The organism is Paraburkholderia strydomiana, assembly GCF_046030495.1.
In the GTDB taxonomy this organism is placed as follows: Bacteria; Pseudomonadota; Gammaproteobacteria; order Burkholderiales; family Burkholderiaceae; genus Paraburkholderia; species Paraburkholderia strydomiana_A.
This window is the reverse complement of sequence record NZ_JAQQCJ010000031.1, coordinates 1-17585: the sequence shown is the minus strand read 5'-3', so window position 1 is coordinate 17585 and position 17585 is coordinate 1. Positions and strand designations below refer to the sequence as shown.

Annotated in this window: 13 protein-coding genes and 1 pseudogene; 8 read left to right on the top strand and 6 right to left on the bottom strand. The window is 60.8% G+C overall.

What is annotated here, in order from left to right; genetic code table 11:
* Nucleotides 1–1968 precede the first annotated feature (1968 nt).
* Nucleotides 1969–2943, bottom strand: a complete 975-nt coding sequence (locus PQQ53_RS30050; protein WP_408147912.1) for a ParB/RepB/Spo0J family partition protein — start codon at nt 2941–2943, stop codon at nt 1969–1971.
* A complete protein-coding gene (locus tag PQQ53_RS30045) occupies nt 2940–4151 on the bottom strand; it encodes a ParA family protein (RefSeq protein WP_408147910.1) in 1212 nt (403 codons plus the stop codon). The genes PQQ53_RS30050 and PQQ53_RS30045 overlap by 4 nt, the downstream gene beginning before the upstream one ends.
* A 1055-nt stretch (nt 4152–5206) precedes the next feature.
* On the opposite strand from PQQ53_RS30045, the gene PQQ53_RS30040 reads away from it, so the two are divergent.
* Nucleotides 5207–6610: a replication initiation protein gene (locus PQQ53_RS30040; protein WP_408147908.1), complete on the top strand. Its 1404-nt coding sequence runs from the start codon at nt 5207–5209 to the stop codon at nt 6608–6610.
* A 156-nt stretch (nt 6611–6766) separates the two neighbouring features.
* Here PQQ53_RS30040 and PQQ53_RS30035 read toward each other — a convergent pair whose 3' ends face one another.
* The 3 genes from PQQ53_RS30035 to PQQ53_RS30025 form a co-directional block, all read right to left on the bottom strand.
* A complete protein-coding gene (locus tag PQQ53_RS30035) occupies nt 6767–8269 on the bottom strand; it encodes a GntP family permease (RefSeq protein ID WP_408156430.1) in 1503 nt (500 codons plus the stop codon).
* Nucleotides 8270–8271: 2 nt separating this feature from the next.
* A complete protein-coding gene (locus PQQ53_RS30030) occupies nt 8272–9315 on the bottom strand; it encodes a patatin-like phospholipase family protein (RefSeq protein ID WP_408147904.1) in 1044 nt (347 codons plus the stop codon).
* 582 nt (nt 9316–9897) lie between these two features.
* The gene (locus tag PQQ53_RS30025) at nt 9898–11301 is read right to left on the bottom strand and encodes an aminotransferase-like domain-containing protein (protein ID WP_408147902.1); all 1404 of its coding nucleotides are present in this window, start codon (nt 11299–11301) and stop codon (nt 9898–9900) included.
* Between the two features lie 304 nt (nt 11302–11605).
* Here PQQ53_RS30025 and PQQ53_RS30020 point away from each other — a divergent pair, with 304 nt between their 5' ends.
* The 3 genes from PQQ53_RS30020 (at nt 11606) to PQQ53_RS30010 (ending at nt 15542) form a co-directional block, all read left to right on the top strand.
* Complete coding sequence (locus tag PQQ53_RS30020) at nt 11606–13042, top strand: amino acid permease (protein WP_408147900.1); 1437 nt, start codon at nt 11606–11608, stop codon at nt 13040–13042.
* Nucleotides 13042–14271: an NAD(P)/FAD-dependent oxidoreductase gene (locus PQQ53_RS30015; protein WP_408328230.1), complete on the top strand. Its 1230-nt coding sequence runs from the start codon at nt 13042–13044 to the stop codon at nt 14269–14271. The genes PQQ53_RS30020 and PQQ53_RS30015 overlap by 1 nt, the downstream gene beginning before the upstream one ends.
* Nucleotides 14272–14396: 125 nt before the next feature.
* Entirely contained in the window at nt 14397–15542 is a 1146-nt protein-coding gene (locus PQQ53_RS30010) for a branched-chain amino acid ABC transporter substrate-binding protein (RefSeq protein WP_408328227.1), read from the top strand.
* A gap of 24 nt (nt 15543–15566) precedes the next feature.
* On the opposite strand, the pseudogene PQQ53_RS30005 reads toward PQQ53_RS30010, so the two are convergent.
* Nucleotides 15567–15956 (bottom strand): annotated as a pseudogene (locus PQQ53_RS30005) (ABC transporter ATP-binding protein); the annotation flags it as partial.
* Between the two features lie 22 nt (nt 15957–15978).
* Here PQQ53_RS30005 and PQQ53_RS30000 point away from each other — a divergent pair.
* The 4 genes from PQQ53_RS30000 to PQQ53_RS29985 all read left to right on the top strand — a co-directional run.
* The gene (locus PQQ53_RS30000) at nt 15979–16392 is read left to right on the top strand and encodes a FadR/GntR family transcriptional regulator (RefSeq protein ID WP_408328225.1); all 414 of its coding nucleotides are present in this window, start codon (nt 15979–15981) and stop codon (nt 16390–16392) included.
* A 272-nt stretch (nt 16393–16664) separates the two neighbouring features.
* Nucleotides 16665–17036, top strand: coding sequence for a GFA family protein (locus PQQ53_RS29995; protein WP_408328222.1), 372 nt, complete (start codon nt 16665–16667; stop codon nt 17034–17036).
* Entirely contained in the window at nt 17033–17155 is a 123-nt protein-coding gene (locus tag PQQ53_RS29990) for a hypothetical protein (RefSeq protein WP_408147890.1), read from the top strand. The genes PQQ53_RS29995 and PQQ53_RS29990 overlap by 4 nt, the downstream gene beginning before the upstream one ends.
* Nucleotides 17156–17162: 7 nt before the next feature.
* Nucleotides 17163–17585, top strand: a 423-nt coding sequence (locus tag PQQ53_RS29985) for a response regulator (protein ID WP_408328219.1), incomplete at its 3' end; no start/stop codon positions are given.

Below are 17585 nucleotides of genomic sequence, written 5' to 3'. Positions count from 1 at the left end.
CTGAAGGCTAAGTGAGCGCCAATGCCCCACCGAGGTGGGCATTATGCGCTACGCAGCGGCCTGAAACCGTTTGCCCGTTGTTGTAAGCCTCGCGAGGGCCGGCTATTTACTGAGATGCCAACCCAGATGCCTCGACCGAAGTGTATCCGGATAGTTTGCGACTGCTGGCCAATCAGCCGGGCGCCCCGCCCCGCTGTGACAGCTATCTACGATCTGACTCCGACGCTATTCAGTAGCGTTGCATCTTTGCCTTTAGCGCACCCGCAGTTTGCGGTATTTCGTCCACACCTCGGTGTCGCGATTTGGCTCCATCAAGCTTTATTTGCGTGACGATGATATGCGCTGTCGGTCATACATCGACGGGTGCGCCGCCCCGGGACATTGTGCGTTCAAGTACGGTTCGCTCGATCTCTAGCCGGCCAGCCTCCGCCTGATCGCGATCAAATCGAAATCTAGTCGCGTACCGATGGATACGGTAGCTGCTCCATGGAGACGAACCGCGACTAATTTGCTGCCCCGGGACGACAACTTTTTCGCTTTGGTCTCATGAGATCGCGGCGCGTGGGTATCCATCAAGACCTCAAGCTGATCTGTCGAACGACGTACGCTGCATCATCAATTGACGCACGGCCAAAGTAAAGGGTGCACCAGGTACGTTAATGCGCTCTTCGAGGCCAGACGGCCGGCTCCGTTGTCGGCCAAGTTTTGTTCGGCATAGATGTGGCAAGGTCCGCGAGAGCGCTCGCACCAGTAGGGCGTTCTCCAGGTGGTCAGACGGACTTCAAGGCTGACTTCGGCCCGATCATCGCGCTTGTGGGGAACCCCTGGCGGGTCACACGACACATCGATCCACCATCAACCGATGCGCGGAAAGAGCCCTCGAGATCCGAAGGGGCGCGTATGAGAGCGATTCTCAGATTAGGATACGTCGAGAACCGCTTCGATGAACGCTAGTGGACGCCATCGTCATGAGATCAGTCTTGCCATGCCAACCCCATTCAGCCAACGTCCGATTAGGATAGAGACGCCTTCATCTTTCCGGATATCTGTCGGGAAATCTGTGTTCTGGTTGCCGAGCATCCGATGAGGTCATTGCGAATGGATGTACACGCGTGGGTGTAGCGTTTGGCCCGACTTCGCCCGTTGCATTCTTGCGCTCGCCTTCACTCACGTGAAGCGGAGGTGCTGCAAGCGACATCCCTATGCATCCTTGAATCACTGCGGCGAGAGACGGATTGGGCTCCCGATAAAACAGCCAGGCTTGTGGCACGACGCCGCGCGACAAGGGAGCTCAGAACTTTCGCCCCCCGGCTAGCAGACGCTGTGCCTCAGCAGCGACCGACGATATCAGTCGTCTCAGTCGGCACATCCAAAGCGGACCAGGCTCCTGGAGCAGCATCGCGAGGATCGGCCAGCAACGCTTTTTAATGGGCAGTTGGATATGTCATTGCAACGCACCTAGCGTGCGGGTACACGCGCAATGGCTAGCGAGTGCAAGCAGGCGTGGTTGCCATTGAGACATACCATGACGGACGCCACAGGGTGTCGGTGACGCACGTCTGATGTCATCCATTAACTGCTGGTAATGGTGCGATCACACCGCGCTTGTGGCATCTTTCACGGAGACAAAAATCGGCTTGCGCCCCGATGACTTTTCACCGCCGCCGACTCTCGCGAAGGACGGCCTCCAGGCTCGATCACCAGGTTATTGCTGAAACGAGCAGATTCCAATAAGAGTTTATGGATCGGAATGACGGCAAGCCGGGGCGGCTATGATTCGAGACTAATTCTGATCGACTGCGCTAGATGCCGGCCTCAGGACATACGTAAGACAATACAGCCAGCTTCGATACGAACCGACGACGGGAGTGTCTAGACTCTAGACACTCCCGTCGCGCAGCAAATAAAAACATCTTCAAACAAAAAAGCCCGCGATTCGCGGGCTTCGTTTCACAACGCAATCGTCGATCACCCAGCCTTGGGTTGGGCCTGAAACATCTGGCCGATCAGTTCCCGAATCTGGATTTCTTGCGCCTCGGTAATCACGCCGGTTTTGATTTTCACGGTGAAATTACTGATGTCTTTGGTAATACTGCCCGCGTGTTCCTTCCCAGCAAAGAACTTGTCAATGCTGCGCCCGCTAGTTCCTTCCGACGTCGTCCGGCGAGTCGCCAACGCGGTAATCGCCGAAGCGGCTTTGCCCTGATCCATCTCGCCTTTCAAAACGAGAGGCCAGATTTCCATGGCAGCGTTCACCCCGGCATCGCCATGCTTCTTGATCGTTGCGGCAATTGCCTGAGCCGCAGTTCCGCCAAGCAGGCGAGGCTGAATGTCCAAATCCTTCTTGATGAAGTCCGGCAAATTATCGAATGCAAGAAACTGATAAAGTCCAGCACGCGATAACCCCATGGCTTCGGCCAGTCGCTTGCGATTGGGAAATTCCGTCTCAGACCGACGAATCGCGACGCCGATTTCGTAATCAGCGAGATCATCGCGGCTGATGTTCTCCACCATCGCCAATACGGCCATGTCTGAATCGGAGCAATCCGCGACGACAGCCTTAATCGTCTCGCTCCCCAACATCTTGTGCGCCCGCCACCGACGCTCCCCCGCCACGATCTGATAGTCGTTTTCCACGCGCCGAACCACGATCGGCTGCATGAGCCCAACCTCGCGAATGGACTCGGCAAGTTCCGTCAGCTTGGCCTCGTTGAATACCCGGCGTGGTTGCCAAGGGTTCGGCAAAATTCCCGCTACGGGCAATTGGGACGCGACGCCCGTCGACTCCAGTTCCTGTACCCGAAGTTGCGCAACCGCCAACGCTCCCGCGAGGCCGGGCGCCGTTTGCGTCCGGTTGCTGCGCTTAACTTCGTCTTCGTTGATCGACGAGGTTTTACGGATGCCAGATGTCTTGGCCAGCAATTGTTCACGCATATTGCTCATTGCGCGTTCCTCCATTTTTCCGAATAGATTTCGTCCACCCATCGGCAGTAGTCGACAAGCGGCTGCCGTACACGTTGCAGCGATTTGGACGCACTATGGGTACTGCTGATGTCGAAGACCGTTGAGAACGCCAGCGCTCCCGTGCTCATGACAGAGCTCGCCGGCACCTCAATCGAATGCAGCCAATTCTCATACGCGCTTTGTGCCCACGCGCGCACGATGGGTGCTGACGAATTTCGCCCATAGTCGACGCGCGACAGCATCAACGAAACAAAGTCGTATTTCTTGTCCTTCTCGTATTTGATAAAACTTTTGGAGACATCCGAGAAAAGTCTCCAGAACGACAACGAACTGATGAAGTCCAGATTCTCTGGCACCATCGGCATCACCATCGCGTCTGCTGCCATCAGCGCATTCAGATTGAGATACGACAGCGACGGGGAGGTGTCCATGAGAATGTAGTCGTACTTCTTCCGCAGCGGTTCGAGACCTTGCCGCAGGACAGTCCAGAAGCGGAATCCCGGCCGCATCTTCTGCATTGCCGGCAGATGAAATTCAGCGCCAATCAGTTCCGTGTGCGCCGGAATGACATCGATCCCGTCCCAGTAGGTCGACTGAACTCGAGCCTCCAGGCCGCCTTCGATGTCCTGATCATAGACATACGGCAGAACCGTATCTTCCGGCGTCACGTCTTTTTCCGCGTAGAGTCCACAGAGTTCAGAAAGAGAGGCCTGCGGATCCAGGTCAACCACCAGTACCTTACGCCCTCGAAGCGAAAGCCCTTGCGCGAGACACATAGTCGTGGTGGTCTTGGCCGACCCGCCCTTTAGCTGGGCGGTGATGATGATTTTCCCGTCCGGTTCTTTTAACCGTGTGACGAGGGGAGTCTGATAAATATCAGACACCTTCTGAACCCAGAGGCGCGCTTCTTCCAACGTAAAGGTGCGAGTTCGGCCGGTGCCGGCCGCAGTGCCGGGCGGCAACTCGCCATCGCCTTTCGTGGCGAGATATTGAACCTGGGAGTGGGAGATGTTGCACATCTCGGCAATCTCCCCGGTTTTAAAAACTGGAGCCGTCTTTCGCGGACGCGGCGCCAGAATGGTGTCACGAAGTTCATTCGTGAAAATCGTGACCTTTTCCGCAAACTGGCTGATCTGTTCAAAATGAACCGTTCGGTCTACGGCAGGGAGTTGGCTCGTTCTGACCATTCTGAGGTTTATCCATAAAATTCTAGAAAGCTCAGAATACAGGAAATACTTGAAGTTAGCTCTTTAAATCGCTGTTTTTACGTCCAATTTTTTGAATTCTATGGAAATTACGGTCCTTTATGAAGGTCCAACGGACGATCTCAAGCCAAATTCAGGCGCATCCTTGCAGTACACGCCGTGCGTAGAAAAGCGAATATGCACAAATGACCTCACCTTCACTATACAAACGTGGAATTCGACGATCAATTCTGCTCAAGAAACCAGCAGACGGTGAGGTCAGTTGTGCACATTCTCCCTTGGCTGAGGTAGCAAATTTACCCCGAGCACAATCAACCTCACCTTGATCGAGCCCGCCGACGCCATTCGTGAGAAGTTGACGTCACCGCGGACACTATTTTTCGCAGCGCACAATCAACCTCACCCTGTCGACGATCCAAAAAAGGGAGGAATCCACTCTACCGCCATGCATGACAGTCGTTCTGTGCGGGTTTCAAACACAACCAACCTCACCCTCCCAGTATTGAGCATCTCGCAAGCAGCCAGCAGCACAATCAACCTCACCATCTCCAGGCATCGCAATAACTTCATTTGTGGCAGCGGTTTGTTTGTTTTTTATAAAACCTCAACAAGCCAACAAACCAACAGAGAATTTCGATCCTCATTCGATTCAAGTAGTTAAGCTCGAAAAGGTGAGGTCTGTTGTGTCGAAGGTGAGGTGCGATGTGCAGATAGGTGGGCTCGATTGTGCTGCAAGGTGAGACTCCTTTCGCATCAAGGTGAGGTTGGATGTGCCCCAGATCGACGAGCCGCGCGACGGTGAGGTAGGTTGTGCACACGTGCCTGACTCCACGCTCAGCCCCCGTGGAATAAGGACCAGGGAGTAAAAGACATGCTGTCGTGGTGAGGTGGGTTGTGTCGTTGGTGAGGTTGTATGTGTGCTATCGGCGAGTGCCGTCCATTCAGCCCGCAATACCCCATCGAAGGTGAGGTTCTGTGTGTTGACAGCTCACCACTGCGTGCTACAGTCCCGGGAGCGAAAAAAGTGGATGAAGAACATGGCGTCGGACAATCCGGAAGAGGGCAAATCGAAGGCAACATCTCGCCAGATGGCGTTGGCGTTGTTCGAAGACATGTTCGACCAGGGATTGCGAATCAACGAGGCCAATCGTGAAATCGGTTATCAGCGCAACGACTTCTTCACTGAAATCGTCAACATGGGTTTGCCGGCGCGGCGCTTTCTCGACGCCGCGTATTTCATCGTTGCGCAGGAGACTGACGAGCGCGATCAGTACGACGTTGAGCTGAACTACTTCAAGTGGTTGATGCGCTATGACAGCCGCAACCTCAAACACTTGCGCACCATCGCCGATGAAGCGCAGAACGCGAAGGTCCGGGTCACCAATACGCCCATGGACCGCGACCCTAACGAAAACGATCTGTGGGTCCAGGTGCAGCTAATCGGGATGGTCGGTTTTCACCGCGGGCGGATGCGTTTCGACGTGCATCCACGCCTTGTCCCTCACATCCGTGATCCGCAAAAGTCGCACTGGCTGAGCCTGCGCATTTCGACCGCGTTCACGCGCAGCCTCGCGCGCGCGATCTATGACAAAGTGCTGCCGCACGTTCCGGCGGGTCGGACAGACTGGATTCAGCTCGATGAGATGCGCAACTGGCCCGGCAGAATGGGCGCGAACGCCGCCATCTTCAAATACTTCAAACGCGACTGGCTCGAGCCGGCGGTTCGTGAAATCAACGACGTATCGGACATCGAGCTGTCGTACGAGACCCGAACCGCGTCGACGTCGTCGAAGAAAATCGACCGCATCCGATTCCTGCTCAAACGCAAGGACACTGCGGACGCGGTCCTGGCCAGCCTCGCGGACGCGAGTCACCTGTACAAAATTCTCACAGACGAATTCGCGCTGTCGACCAAGCAGTTCAGCGAAATTTCCGAGAACCGCGATGTATGGACCGACGAACGCATCCAGCAGGCGGTCGAATACACGCGATTCCGTGTCCAACGCGGTCAGGTCAAGAAGAGCCCCGCAGGCTACCTGATGCGTGCGCTACGCGACAACTGGAAGATGTCCGAAGCCGAACGGACGATGGTCGACGTTCAGGCAAAGCTTCTCGCCGACGAAACGCAGGAGCAGTTGGCCAAATCCGAGGCAAGAAAGTCGGTGGCGCTTAGCGTTGCCTCGCGCGAGGAGGAAGTGCGCGCCCGGATGAACGAGGACTCGCGCAAGGGCCGTGACCACTTCAACGCGGCCGATGCGAAAACTCGCAAGGAACTGATGCACGCGTGGATGGCATCGCGTGAAGGCAAGCTGATGCTGCGGCGGATGAAGCTCGAACCGTCGACGGTCACGGAGGAGGCGATCCTCACGAACACCGAATTGGTCTGGTACCTCGGGCAGTTTGTTTTCGGGCGGATGAATTCGGCGCGCGCAGCGGCCTGAGACGTCGACAGGCTTCACAAGCCGACGTCGTGGCTGGTTCTGGGTTTGTTTGTTTTGTCGCGACGTGCGGAAGAAGTGCCTGGGTCCCCCAATCGCACAACCAACCTCACCCGACCCGGATAACGCACGACAGCGCACGACAACGCACGCACCGCCCTAAAACGACCCGACAATCGACCCCAACACAATCACAACAACCAGCGCCAGCAACGCACCGAGAATGCCAACGATCACGATGTCGCGGTAGCTTTCCCGATGCGTCGACCCGCACACCGCCAGCAACGTCACCACCGCGCCGTTATGCGGCAGGCTATCGAGCGTACCCGATGAAATCACTGCGACCCGATGCAGCAGGGCCGGGTCGATACCGTGTTGCGCCGCGAGTTGCAGATAGGTGCTGCCAAGCGCATCGAGTGCAATAGTCAGCCCACCGGATGCGGAGCCGGTCAGCGCCGCCAGCAGATTCGTTGCGACCGCTAGCGACACGAGCGGACCACCGCCCACGCCGAGCACCCATTCGCGCACCAGCGCGAACGCGGGCAACGCCGCGATGACCGCGCCGTAGCCGACCAGGCTGCCGACGCTCAACACCGGCAGCACCGACGCATTCGCGCCCGCATCGACGGTTTCGCGCAAAGCAGGCAGGCGACGCCGGTTGAGCACGATCAGGGCGACGATCGCCACCGCCAGCGCCACGCACACCCCCCACACGCCACCGACCGCCGCCAGCGAAGTCTCGCCCCAACGAACATCCGCGAGATAGTCGGCGTCGATGCGCGGCAGCACGATCACACTCATCACGAAGTTCACGCACACCACCAGCACGAGCGGCGTCATCGCGACACCGAACGAAGGCAGATCGCTGCTGATGTGTCCGTGCTCGATCTCTTCGGGGTCGAAGCTTTGCGACACCGTGGCGCGCTCACGCACGAGCTTTGCATCGGGCGCGGGCTTCGCAGCCGGCACCGAGGAAGCGCCGCCGAAGCCGTCGAAACCCTCGTTCGCCGCGCGCGCGCGGGACTGTTGCAGCGATAGCCACCAGAGCCCGAAGCCCACCATCACGAGGCTCGCGATCACGCCCAATCCGGGCGCGGCGAACGGCGTCGTGCCGAAGAACGGCATCGGAATCGCGTTCTGGATCGCGGGCGTGCCGGGCAGCGCGGACATCGTGAAGGTCGACGTGCCGAGCGCAATCGCCGCCGGCATCAGACGGCGCGGAATATTGGCGGCCTGGAACAATGCGGTCGCCATCGGCGCGATCACAAAAAATGCCACGAACAGACTGACGCCGCCGTAGGTCACGAGCGCACCGCCGATCACGACCGCGAGAATTGCCCGATGCGCGCCGAGCTTTTCCGTCATGAAGGTCGCGATTGCCTTGACGGAGCCGCTGTCCTCCATCAGCTTGCCGAACAGCGCGCCGAGCAGGAACAGCGGAAAGAACTGCGCGAGAAAGCGCGCCGCGCTGTTCATGAAGGTCTGGGTCCAATGCGCGAGCACGGGCTCGCCGGAAATCGCCGCGGCGAGCATGGCGGCAAACGGTGCGAGCAGCAGCACGCTCCAGCCGCGATACGCGAAGCCGATCAGCAGCGCGAGACTCGCGAGCATGCCGAACAGGCCGAGGCCCACCGCGAGCGGTGACAGGATGATGACGTCCATGATCAGACTCCGTCGAGCAATGCGTCGAGATCGAGCGAAGAGCGCACGCCGATCGAATCGGCGTGTTCGGTGAGAAAGGCGTCGGCGGCCCGGCGGCCTTCGTCGCGCAGCATCGTCAGAAACGCCCACTCGGCATTGAGCTTCGACGAGTAGCCGAGCTTCGTCATTTCTTCGCTGGCGATCCGGTGGATGCGCATTTCGGCCCAGTGACGGCCTTCGTCGCTACCCGCGTCCGCCGCGCGGCGCAGCAGCGCGATCATCCGCAGTTCCTTGAGCAGCGGCGCGTTGAACGCGACTTCATTGAGACGGCTGATGATGTCGCGCGCGGTGCGGGGCGTTTCATCCCGTTCCACCGGATTGACCTGAATCAGCAGCGTGTCGCTCGACGTGCATTCGCGAACCAGCGGCGTGATGGTCGGATTGCCGGCGTAGCCGCCGTCCCAGTAGTCGTCACCGTCGATGTTGACCGCCTGGAATAGCGTCGGCAGACAGCCCGACGCGAGCAGCACGTCGGCCGACAGGTCGGCGTTGCGGAACACGCGCGCCTGGCCGGTGCGCACCCGGGTCGCGGTGATGAAAAGCTTGATCGGCGCGTCGCGCAAATGGGCGAAGTCGATCGATTCATCGAGAATCTTTTGCAGCGGATTGACGCCGCGCGGATTCATGTCGTAAGGCGAGAACACGCGCGCCGCGAGATCCATCGCGATGAAAAGCGGCGAATGGTCGAGCGTCCAGCGGCCCATCAGCGCGTCGAACGGGCTGCGCCGGAACGGACTGAAGACCGCCGCGTCGGACACGCGTCGCCAGAAAGCTTCGAGCGCGGCGCGCGCGCCGGCCGCACCGTCCAACTGATAGCCGCTCACGAGCACGGCCGCGTTCATTGCGCCTGCCGATGTGCCGGAGATCCCTTCAATCTGTATCCAGGATTCTTCGAGCAGACGGTCGAGCACACCCCATGTGAAGGCGCCATGTGAACCCCCGCCTTGCAAGGCGAGGTCGATACGGGCGGGCGCGTGACGCACTGGTTGATCTTTCGAGGCAGCCAAGACAACTCCGTTGTAAGGAGTGCTCCAAGTCGCGAGCCGAAGCCGAATACACGGCGGACAAAGAAAACCGGTGGGGCAGAAACGACAGCAAAAACCGAGAGCGGCGGGCGGCGATTCAATGCAGGCGGCCAACGAATAAACCGCGTTGCTAGGAACGTCTGAATTTTGAATGGATGTGCGTATTACGTTAAAGAGCAATACGAAGCAAAACGAACTGGCACACCTTTCCTATTGGAAGGGCCTGCTGCTCAAAAGTCAAGGGTAATCGCCAGGATGCGCGCGCGTGGCAGGTTGCCCCGATCGAGGCGTTATTTTGTTCGCTTGCGAGCCGATATTGATTGTGCTCAGTGACGCGAGAGACGAGGAGGGCACATGCGCGAGCGCAGTCACGACACGGTCAAACAAAGGGCGTAGGAAACCCGTGAGGAATGACGCGGCGGCTTACATCTTCATTGACAAGCCACGACATAAAAGCACGCTGGTACGACGCCCGATCTGTCGAATGAAATCCAGCATTTGCCTCATGCGTGCCTGGCATCAAGTGGCGTTAAGCACGCATAAGGTTCAAATATTGCGCGCGTCTCAGATGGTCCCGAACAGCGCCCGTGGACGATCCTTGAGCGTTCCCGTCAACAGCCTCAACGCGCTCACCAGTTGATCACGGCTCGTCGCGCAAGCAAGATTGATCCGCACACCGTGCTCGATCTCCGAACGATCCACCGCGAATGCCGAGGACGGCATCACCACCACGCCGCGCGCTTTCGCGTTCGCCGCGAAATCGTCGGCACGCCAGGGCGGCGGCAACTTGAGCCACACGAACATGCAGGCCGGGTCCGTTTGCAGCAGATCAGAGGGCAGCAGTTCTCGCGCGAGATCCTGGCGCGCGCGGATCTCGGCGAGCTGCGCGTCCATGATGCGCCGCGCGGTGCCGTCCTCGATCCAGATCGACGCAATCAGCATCGACATCGGTGCGGGCATCCACGCGGTAGTGCGCACGGCTTCCGCGCACAACGCCGAACTGTCCGGCGGACTCAGCAGATAGCCGAGCCGTAACCCGGGCGCGAGGATCTTCGAGGTCGCCGCGATATGGAACGTCAGCTCGGGACACAGGCTCGCGATCGTCGGCAGACGTTGCGAAACGAGCGGCCCGTAGACGTCGTCCTCGATGATCGGCACGCCGTGCCGCCGCGCAATGTCGACGAGCGCCATGCGGCGTTCCAGGCTCATCGTGGTGACGGTCGGATTCTGCAGATTGGGCACCGTGAAGATCGCCTTCACGCGACGGCGTCGGCACACCGCCTCGACTTCGTCGATCAACAGGCCATCGCGATCGCTAGGAATGCCAACGATCTCGAACTGGAACACCGGTGCCAACGCTTTGAGGCCGTAATAGGTGAGTTGATCAGCGAGGATGACGCCATCGGTGCCGATCAGACTGTTGAGCACCGCATACAGACCGTGCTGCGCGCCGCTTGTCACGACCACGTGATCGGGCGGCGGTGTGAAACCCGGCGCGCTCATCCAGCGCGCGCCGGCGACACGCGCCCACAGCGGTCCTTGTGGCGGCTGATATTCCTGCAACTGCGCATAGCGCGGGTCGCGCGGCAGGTCCGCGAGCGTGCGCGCGAGACAGTCGAGGAATTCGCCGGTCGCCGGCCGGTTCACGGTCAGATCGATCGCCGCATTGCTCGCTGCCTGCACGGGTTCGACGCTCGGCATCGCTCCGCCCGTGACCAGCGAGCCGCGCCGCTTGCTGCCGATCACGAGGCCGCGTAACTGCAGTTCCTTATACGCCCGCGACACCGTCGACACGTTGATTCCGAGCTCGGTTGCCAGTTGCCGCTGCGGCGGAAGCCGGCTGCCGGGCGGATAGATGCCGCTGCGGATCTCGCTCTCGATCGAACTGGACACCTCGATATAGGTGGAGCGCTTTGCCTGCTCGGGCGCGCCTTTGGCGATGCGGGCGGCGTCTTTGCCAGAAACCATGAGTTCGCGTGTCTCCATACAAAACGATCTTTGTCCGCAAATTGTGCGGAGGTTTGCCGATTTTATACCACGGATGCCCAACTGCAAGCCTTACGTCGTTCCACCCGCCGACACGGTGGCCCACAGGAAGCCCATCTCATGCGAGCCAGGGAAAATGCCAGGGCCACACAATGAGCGTTTTAATTGCACACAAAAAAATATTGTGTGATTCTAGGTATCAGAGTTTGTCTGGCGACGTGCTTCGCCATGGCGGCGCCGGCACTGTCCAGCCCATGTTCAGCCATCCCTCAGCAGGAGTTGTTTGATGAGCGTTCCGCAGTCCTCCTCTTCCGAGCCCACGCCGACACTCGGCGCCGCGTTGCGTCAGCGGCACGTCACGATGATTGCGCTAGGCGGCATCATCGGCGCGGGGCTTTTTGTCGGCAGCAGCGCGACGTTGGCGAGCGTCGGTCCGGCCGCGTGCGTGTCGTATCTGGTGGCCGGCATCGTCGTGTTGATGGTGATGCGCATGCTTGGGGAGATGGCGCTCGCCGTACCGGGCGTCGGCTCGTTCACCGAATACGCGCGCGTCGGTCTCGGCAATTGGGCCGGTTTTACGAATGGCTGGCTGTACTGGTATTTCTGGGTGATCGTCGTCGCGGTCGAGGCGGTGGCCGGCGCGGCGATCCTGCAACGCTGGATTCCCGCGCCGGTCTGGATGATCGGCCTCGTCCTGCTGTCGGTCATGACGGTGATCAACCTGCTGTCGGTCAAATCGTATGGCGAGTTCGAGTTCTGGTTCGCGTCGATCAAGGTCGCGGCGATCATCGTCTTCATCGCGATCGGCGCCGGGTATCTGCTCGGCTTCAGCCCGGCCGGCAGCGCGGCGGCGAACCTGATCGGCCAGCACGGCTTCATGCCGTTCGGCGCGATGTCGATTTTCGCGGCGGTGCCGACGGTGATCTTCGCGGTCGGTGGCGCGGAAATCGCCACAATCGCCGCAGCGGAATCGGATGATCCGGCGAAAAGCGTCGCGGCGATGACGCGTTCGGTGATCCTGCGCGTCATCACGTTCTACGTCGGTTCGATGTTCCTGATCGCGTGCATCGTGCCGTGGAGCAGCATCGTGACCGGACACTCTCCGTTCGTCGCCGCACTGGAAACGATGCGGATTCCCGGCGCCGCCGACATCATGAATGCGATCGTGCTCGTCGCTGTGCTCTCCGCGCTGAACTCCGGCTTGTACGTGTCGTCGCGGATTCTCTTTCGACTCGCCGAGCGTGGCGATGCGCCGAAGTCGCTGCTGAAACTGACGCCGAACAAAGTGCCGCGGCTCGCCGTGTTGCTGAGCAGCCTGGTGGGCTATGTGGCGATCGTCGCGGCGATCGTGTCGCCGCAGGGCGTGTTCCTGTTTCTCGTGAACGCGTCCGGTGCGGTGATGCTGTTCGTTTATCTGGTGACCGCGCTGGCGCAAATCCGCATCCGACGGCGCATCGAGGCCACCGATCCGCAACGGCTGACGCTCAGAATGTGGCTGTTCCCCTGGCTGTCGTACGCTGTCGTCGCGGCGATTGCCGGTGTGCTCGCCGCCATGGGCGCCGATCCCGCGCTGCGTCCGCAATTGATGGCGAGCGCGGCGAGCCTCGCGGTGGCCTCGGCGGCGTATCTGCTGACGGCCAAACGCCAGCCGCGATCGTACGACGGCTGCGCCACCGGCTATCTGTCGCCGATCGGGCAACAGGCCATGGAAGGACGCAAGTGATGCCGGACATCGCCATTATCGGAGCGGGATTCATCGGCCTCGCGAGCGCCGCGGCGCTCATGCGCGACGGTCATCGCGTCACGCTGTTCGATCCGTCAGGCGTCGGCCAGGGCGCGTCATTCGGCAATGCCGGAACGTTCGCGCACTATGCGTGCATCCCCGTGAACAACCCGTCGGTGTTCCGCGATCTGCCGCGTTTCCTGTTGTCGAGCGACAGTCCGTTCAGACTGCGCTGGACTTATCTGCCGCAGCTCGCGCCGTGGCTCGCGCGCTTCATGATGAGTTCGCTGCCGCGTCGTTACGAGGCGAGTGCGGGTGCGCTCGCCGCGTTGCTCGGCCACGCGCAGGGCGGCTACGCGCCGTTGCTCGCGAACGAGGAACTGGCGCGCTTCGTTCGGCCGCGCGAGTGCCTGTATCTGTATTCGAGCGGCGCGTCGTTCGACGCCGCGCGTGCCGCACTCGATTTGCGCCGGCAACTCGGCGTCGCTTTCGACGTGCTTGCCGCCGCCGATATCCGCGCGCTGGAGCCGTCGCTCGCGCCGATTTTCGAGCGAGGTGTGCTGTTCAGCGACAGTTGGCATTTCTCCGATCCGCAGGGCTTTCTGCAGACCTTGTACGAACAGCTCGCCGCGCAAGGGCTGAAGCTCGAACGCGCGACCGTCGGCACAGTGCAGCCTCGCGCGGACGGCGTGAGCGTGACGGCTGACGGCCGCGAGCGGCGCTTCAGTCACGTGGTGGTCGCCACCGGCGCGCGCTCTGCCCAATTCGCCAGACAATGCGGCGACAGCGTGCCGCTCGATACCGAGCGCGGCTACCACGTGCGCTATCCGGGCGCGCAGCAACTGATTTCGCGGCCGGTCGGCTGGGCCGAGCGCGGCTTTTACATGACGCCGATGAGCGACGGAATTCGCGTCGCGGGCACCGTCGAGCTGGGCGGCTTCAGCACGACGCGCAATCGCTCGCTGATCGACCTGCTGACGTTTTCGTCGAAGCGCGCACTGCCCGCACTCGATACGCCCGACAACAACTGGTTAGGATTCCGGCCGACCTTGCCCGATGGCGTACCGGTGCTCGGCCGATCACGCGCGAGCGAGCGCGTGATCTATGCGTTCGGCCATCAGCATCTCGGCTTGACGCTGGCCGGCGTGAGCGGACGCATCGTCGCCGACCTGATCGCGCGGCGCACCCCGCCGCTCGATCTCGCGCCTTACGCGGCCACGCGTTTCTAGCATCGTGCGGCCGCCGCACCAGTAGACGTTTCTTTGCAGCAGGCATCCCAGGACAATCTCGCCGCGTCGCGCATCGGATTGGTCGAACCGCAACGCGCGACGCGACATCTCGCAAGGAGTGCATCATGAATCGCCGCTATTGGCTTTTGAGTCTGGCCGTTTGCGCCTTCGGCGCGCATGCGCCGCTGTCCTGGGCCGCCGATCCGCAAGTCGTCAAGATTGGTTTTGTCGGGCCGCTGACCGGTCCTGTGGCGCGGGTCGGCAAAGACCTGCAGTACGGCGCGCAACTTGCGCTAGACGAGGAAAACGCCCGGCATCCGACGGTGGGAGGCAAGCCGGTCAAGTTCGTGCTCGACGTGCAGGATGATCAGGCCGACCCGCGCGTGGCGATTCAGGTTGCGCAGAAGCTGGTCGATAGTGGGGTGGTCGGCGTGATCGGCCACTACAACTCGGGCTGCAGCATTCCCGCGTCGACCGTCTACCACCAGGCGAATGTCGCGATGATCACGCCCGGCTCGACCAATCCGCAACTGACCAAACAGGGCTACAAGAACGTGTTTCGCACGATGGGGCACGACGGTGTGGGCGGGGTGGTGGCCGGGCACTTCGTGGTCGATCAGATGAAGGCCAAACGGATCGGCATTATCGACGACCGCACGGCGTTCGGACAGGGTCTCGCCGATGCCTTCGAAAAGGGTGTGAAAGAAGCGAACGGCAATATCGTCGATCGCGAATTCACCAACGACAAGGCCGTCGATTTCCGCGCCATTCTGACGACGCTCAAGAGCAAGAACGTCGATCTGATTTTCTTCGGCGGACTGGACGAGCAGGGCGCGATGCTGATCAAGCAGATGCGCTCGCTCGGCATGCCCGCGCAACTGTTCGGTGCGGGCGCGTTGAAGAGCAATGCGTTTCTGCAGATCGCCGGCACGGCCGGTGACGGCACACAGGATCTCGAACCCGGCCCGGCGCTCGACAAACTTCCCGCCGCGCAGGACTTCAGCAAGCGTTACAAGGCGCGCTTCAATCAGGATGTCGAGTTGTACGCGCCGTTCGCGTATGACGCCGCGCTGGCGATGATCAAGGCGATTCACGATGCCGATTCACTGGATCGCGCGAAGATCGTCGACAGTCTGGGGAAAATCTCCGTCAATGGCGTGACCGGCAAGATTACGTTCGATCCGTATGGCGATCTGATCAAGCCGCCTTACACGCTGTTCCAGGTCCAGCAGGGACAGTGGAAGAGCGTGAAGACGGTGGGCGGTGTCTGACGGCGCCCACCGTGCGCCGTGCGCTCAGGCATGCGAGACACGGCGCGACGAATCGACCAGCACCTTCGAATAGGGATGCGCGAGCTCCGCCGTCGCCAGATCGCTCGCGCCTCACGTTTCGACAATTTCGCCCTTGAGCATCGCCCCAACCCGGTCGCAGAGGTGAACGACGACCCCGAGATCATGCGTGACCATGAGATAGGTCGGCCCTTCCTTGCGACGCAAGTCCGATAGCAGATTCAGAATCTCCGCTTGAACGGATACGTCCAGCGCCGAAGTGGGTTCATCCAGCAGCAGCACGCGCGGTTCGAGCACCAGGGCGCGCGCGATGGCGACACGCTGCCGTCGTCCACCCGACAGTTGATGCGGATAGCGCTGGTGGAACGATGCATTCAGCCCGACCTTGGTCAACGCCTTGTCGTTGGGCGGGCGCGACGTGTTTGCGATTCTTGAGCTGCGCACCTGCATCGAGACCGAGGCGGCCGGTCTCGCCGCGCAGCGCGCCGACGCGCGTGATCTGGAGAACATCCTGCGCGCGTTGCAGGCCATCGAGGCGCGCGCGGAACACGGCGAGGATGCGTCATCCGAAGATTTGCAGTTTCCCCTGCAGATTGCCCGCACCACGCGCACACCTTATCTGGTCGACGTCCTGTCCCAGCTCGACCCGCGCATGTCGCCGCGCGCCAATCTGGACCCTGAGCGCTCTCTGTCGCGCGTGAACAACGAGCATACGGATATCTACGAGGCCATCGCGCGCGGCGAGGCCGAGGGCGCGCGCGCCGCGATGCGCATGCATCTGATCAACAGCCGCGAGCGCATGCGCCGCGCGTCTTCAGCACCTCGTGAGTGACGGCGGGCCGATGCGGCCCGGTGGTTCGTCAATTCGAAGCGGCGTGTCTGGCGTGTCGAGTACGGCGCAGGATAACTAGCGCCGCGTCCGGGTTTTCGTGTCCCCCGTGCTCGTCTCATCGGTCGATGGAGGCCGCTTGGGAAGTTCTTTTCGCGTCCGGAAACGGCGCCTATTGCAATGTTATGTATCGGCCGGACCGGTAGATACACTGCGACACAATCGGTGCGATAAACCAGGCTATAAAGCAAGCGTTGCCAATCACCGAGACCACCATGAGCGCCGATTTGCTGCAAGGCTCCTGCCATTGCGGGGCCGTCAAATTCGAAGTTCGCACCGCGATCGTTCCCGCCGGACGATGCAACTGCAGCCTGTGCCGACGCAAGGGCGCGCTGATGACTCCGCTGTTCCCGGCGAGCCAACTGAAAATCGTGAGCGGCGAGGATGCGCTGACGCTTTACCAGTTCAACACCAAGGTGGCGAAGCATTACTTCTGCAAGCACTGCGGCATTTATCCGTTTCATCAGACGCGCAAAGACCCGCAGCAGTGGCGCGTCAATATCGGTTGCCTCGACGGCGTCGACCCGTATACGCTGGAAGCCGGCGTTGCCGATGGCGCCAGCCTCTCCGTGCTGGAGGACGCATGAAACGGTTACTGGCGATCGTCCTGTTCATCGTCGGCGGTTTCGCGACCGAACTGGCGCATCCGCTGCAATGCACGCTGGTCCAGGCGAGCGGGGTGCAGTTCAAACGCCGTAAGAGATAGTGCACCGATGGAAACGACCGACCACGTATTGATCGTCGACGACGATCGCGGCATCCGCGAATTGCTGGCGACTTACCTCGAGAAAAACGGCATGCGCGCGTCGCTCGCGGCCAACGGTCATCAGATGCGCGCCGTCCTCGAGCACGGCGCGCCCGATCTGATCGTGCTCGACCTCATGCTGCCGGGCGAGGACGATCTCGTGCTGTGCCGTGAACTGCGTGCCGGCAAATTCCGCACCGTGCCCGTGCTGATGCTCACGGCCCGCAACGAGGAAGCCGATCGGATCGTCGGCCTGGAAATGGGCGCCGACGACTATCTACCCAAGCCATTCGCCGTACGCGAGCTGCTCGCGCGGATTCGCTCGGTGCTGCGCCGCGCGCGGATGCTGCCGCCCGGCATGGAGGTGACGGAATCGGCGCAAATGCTGTGC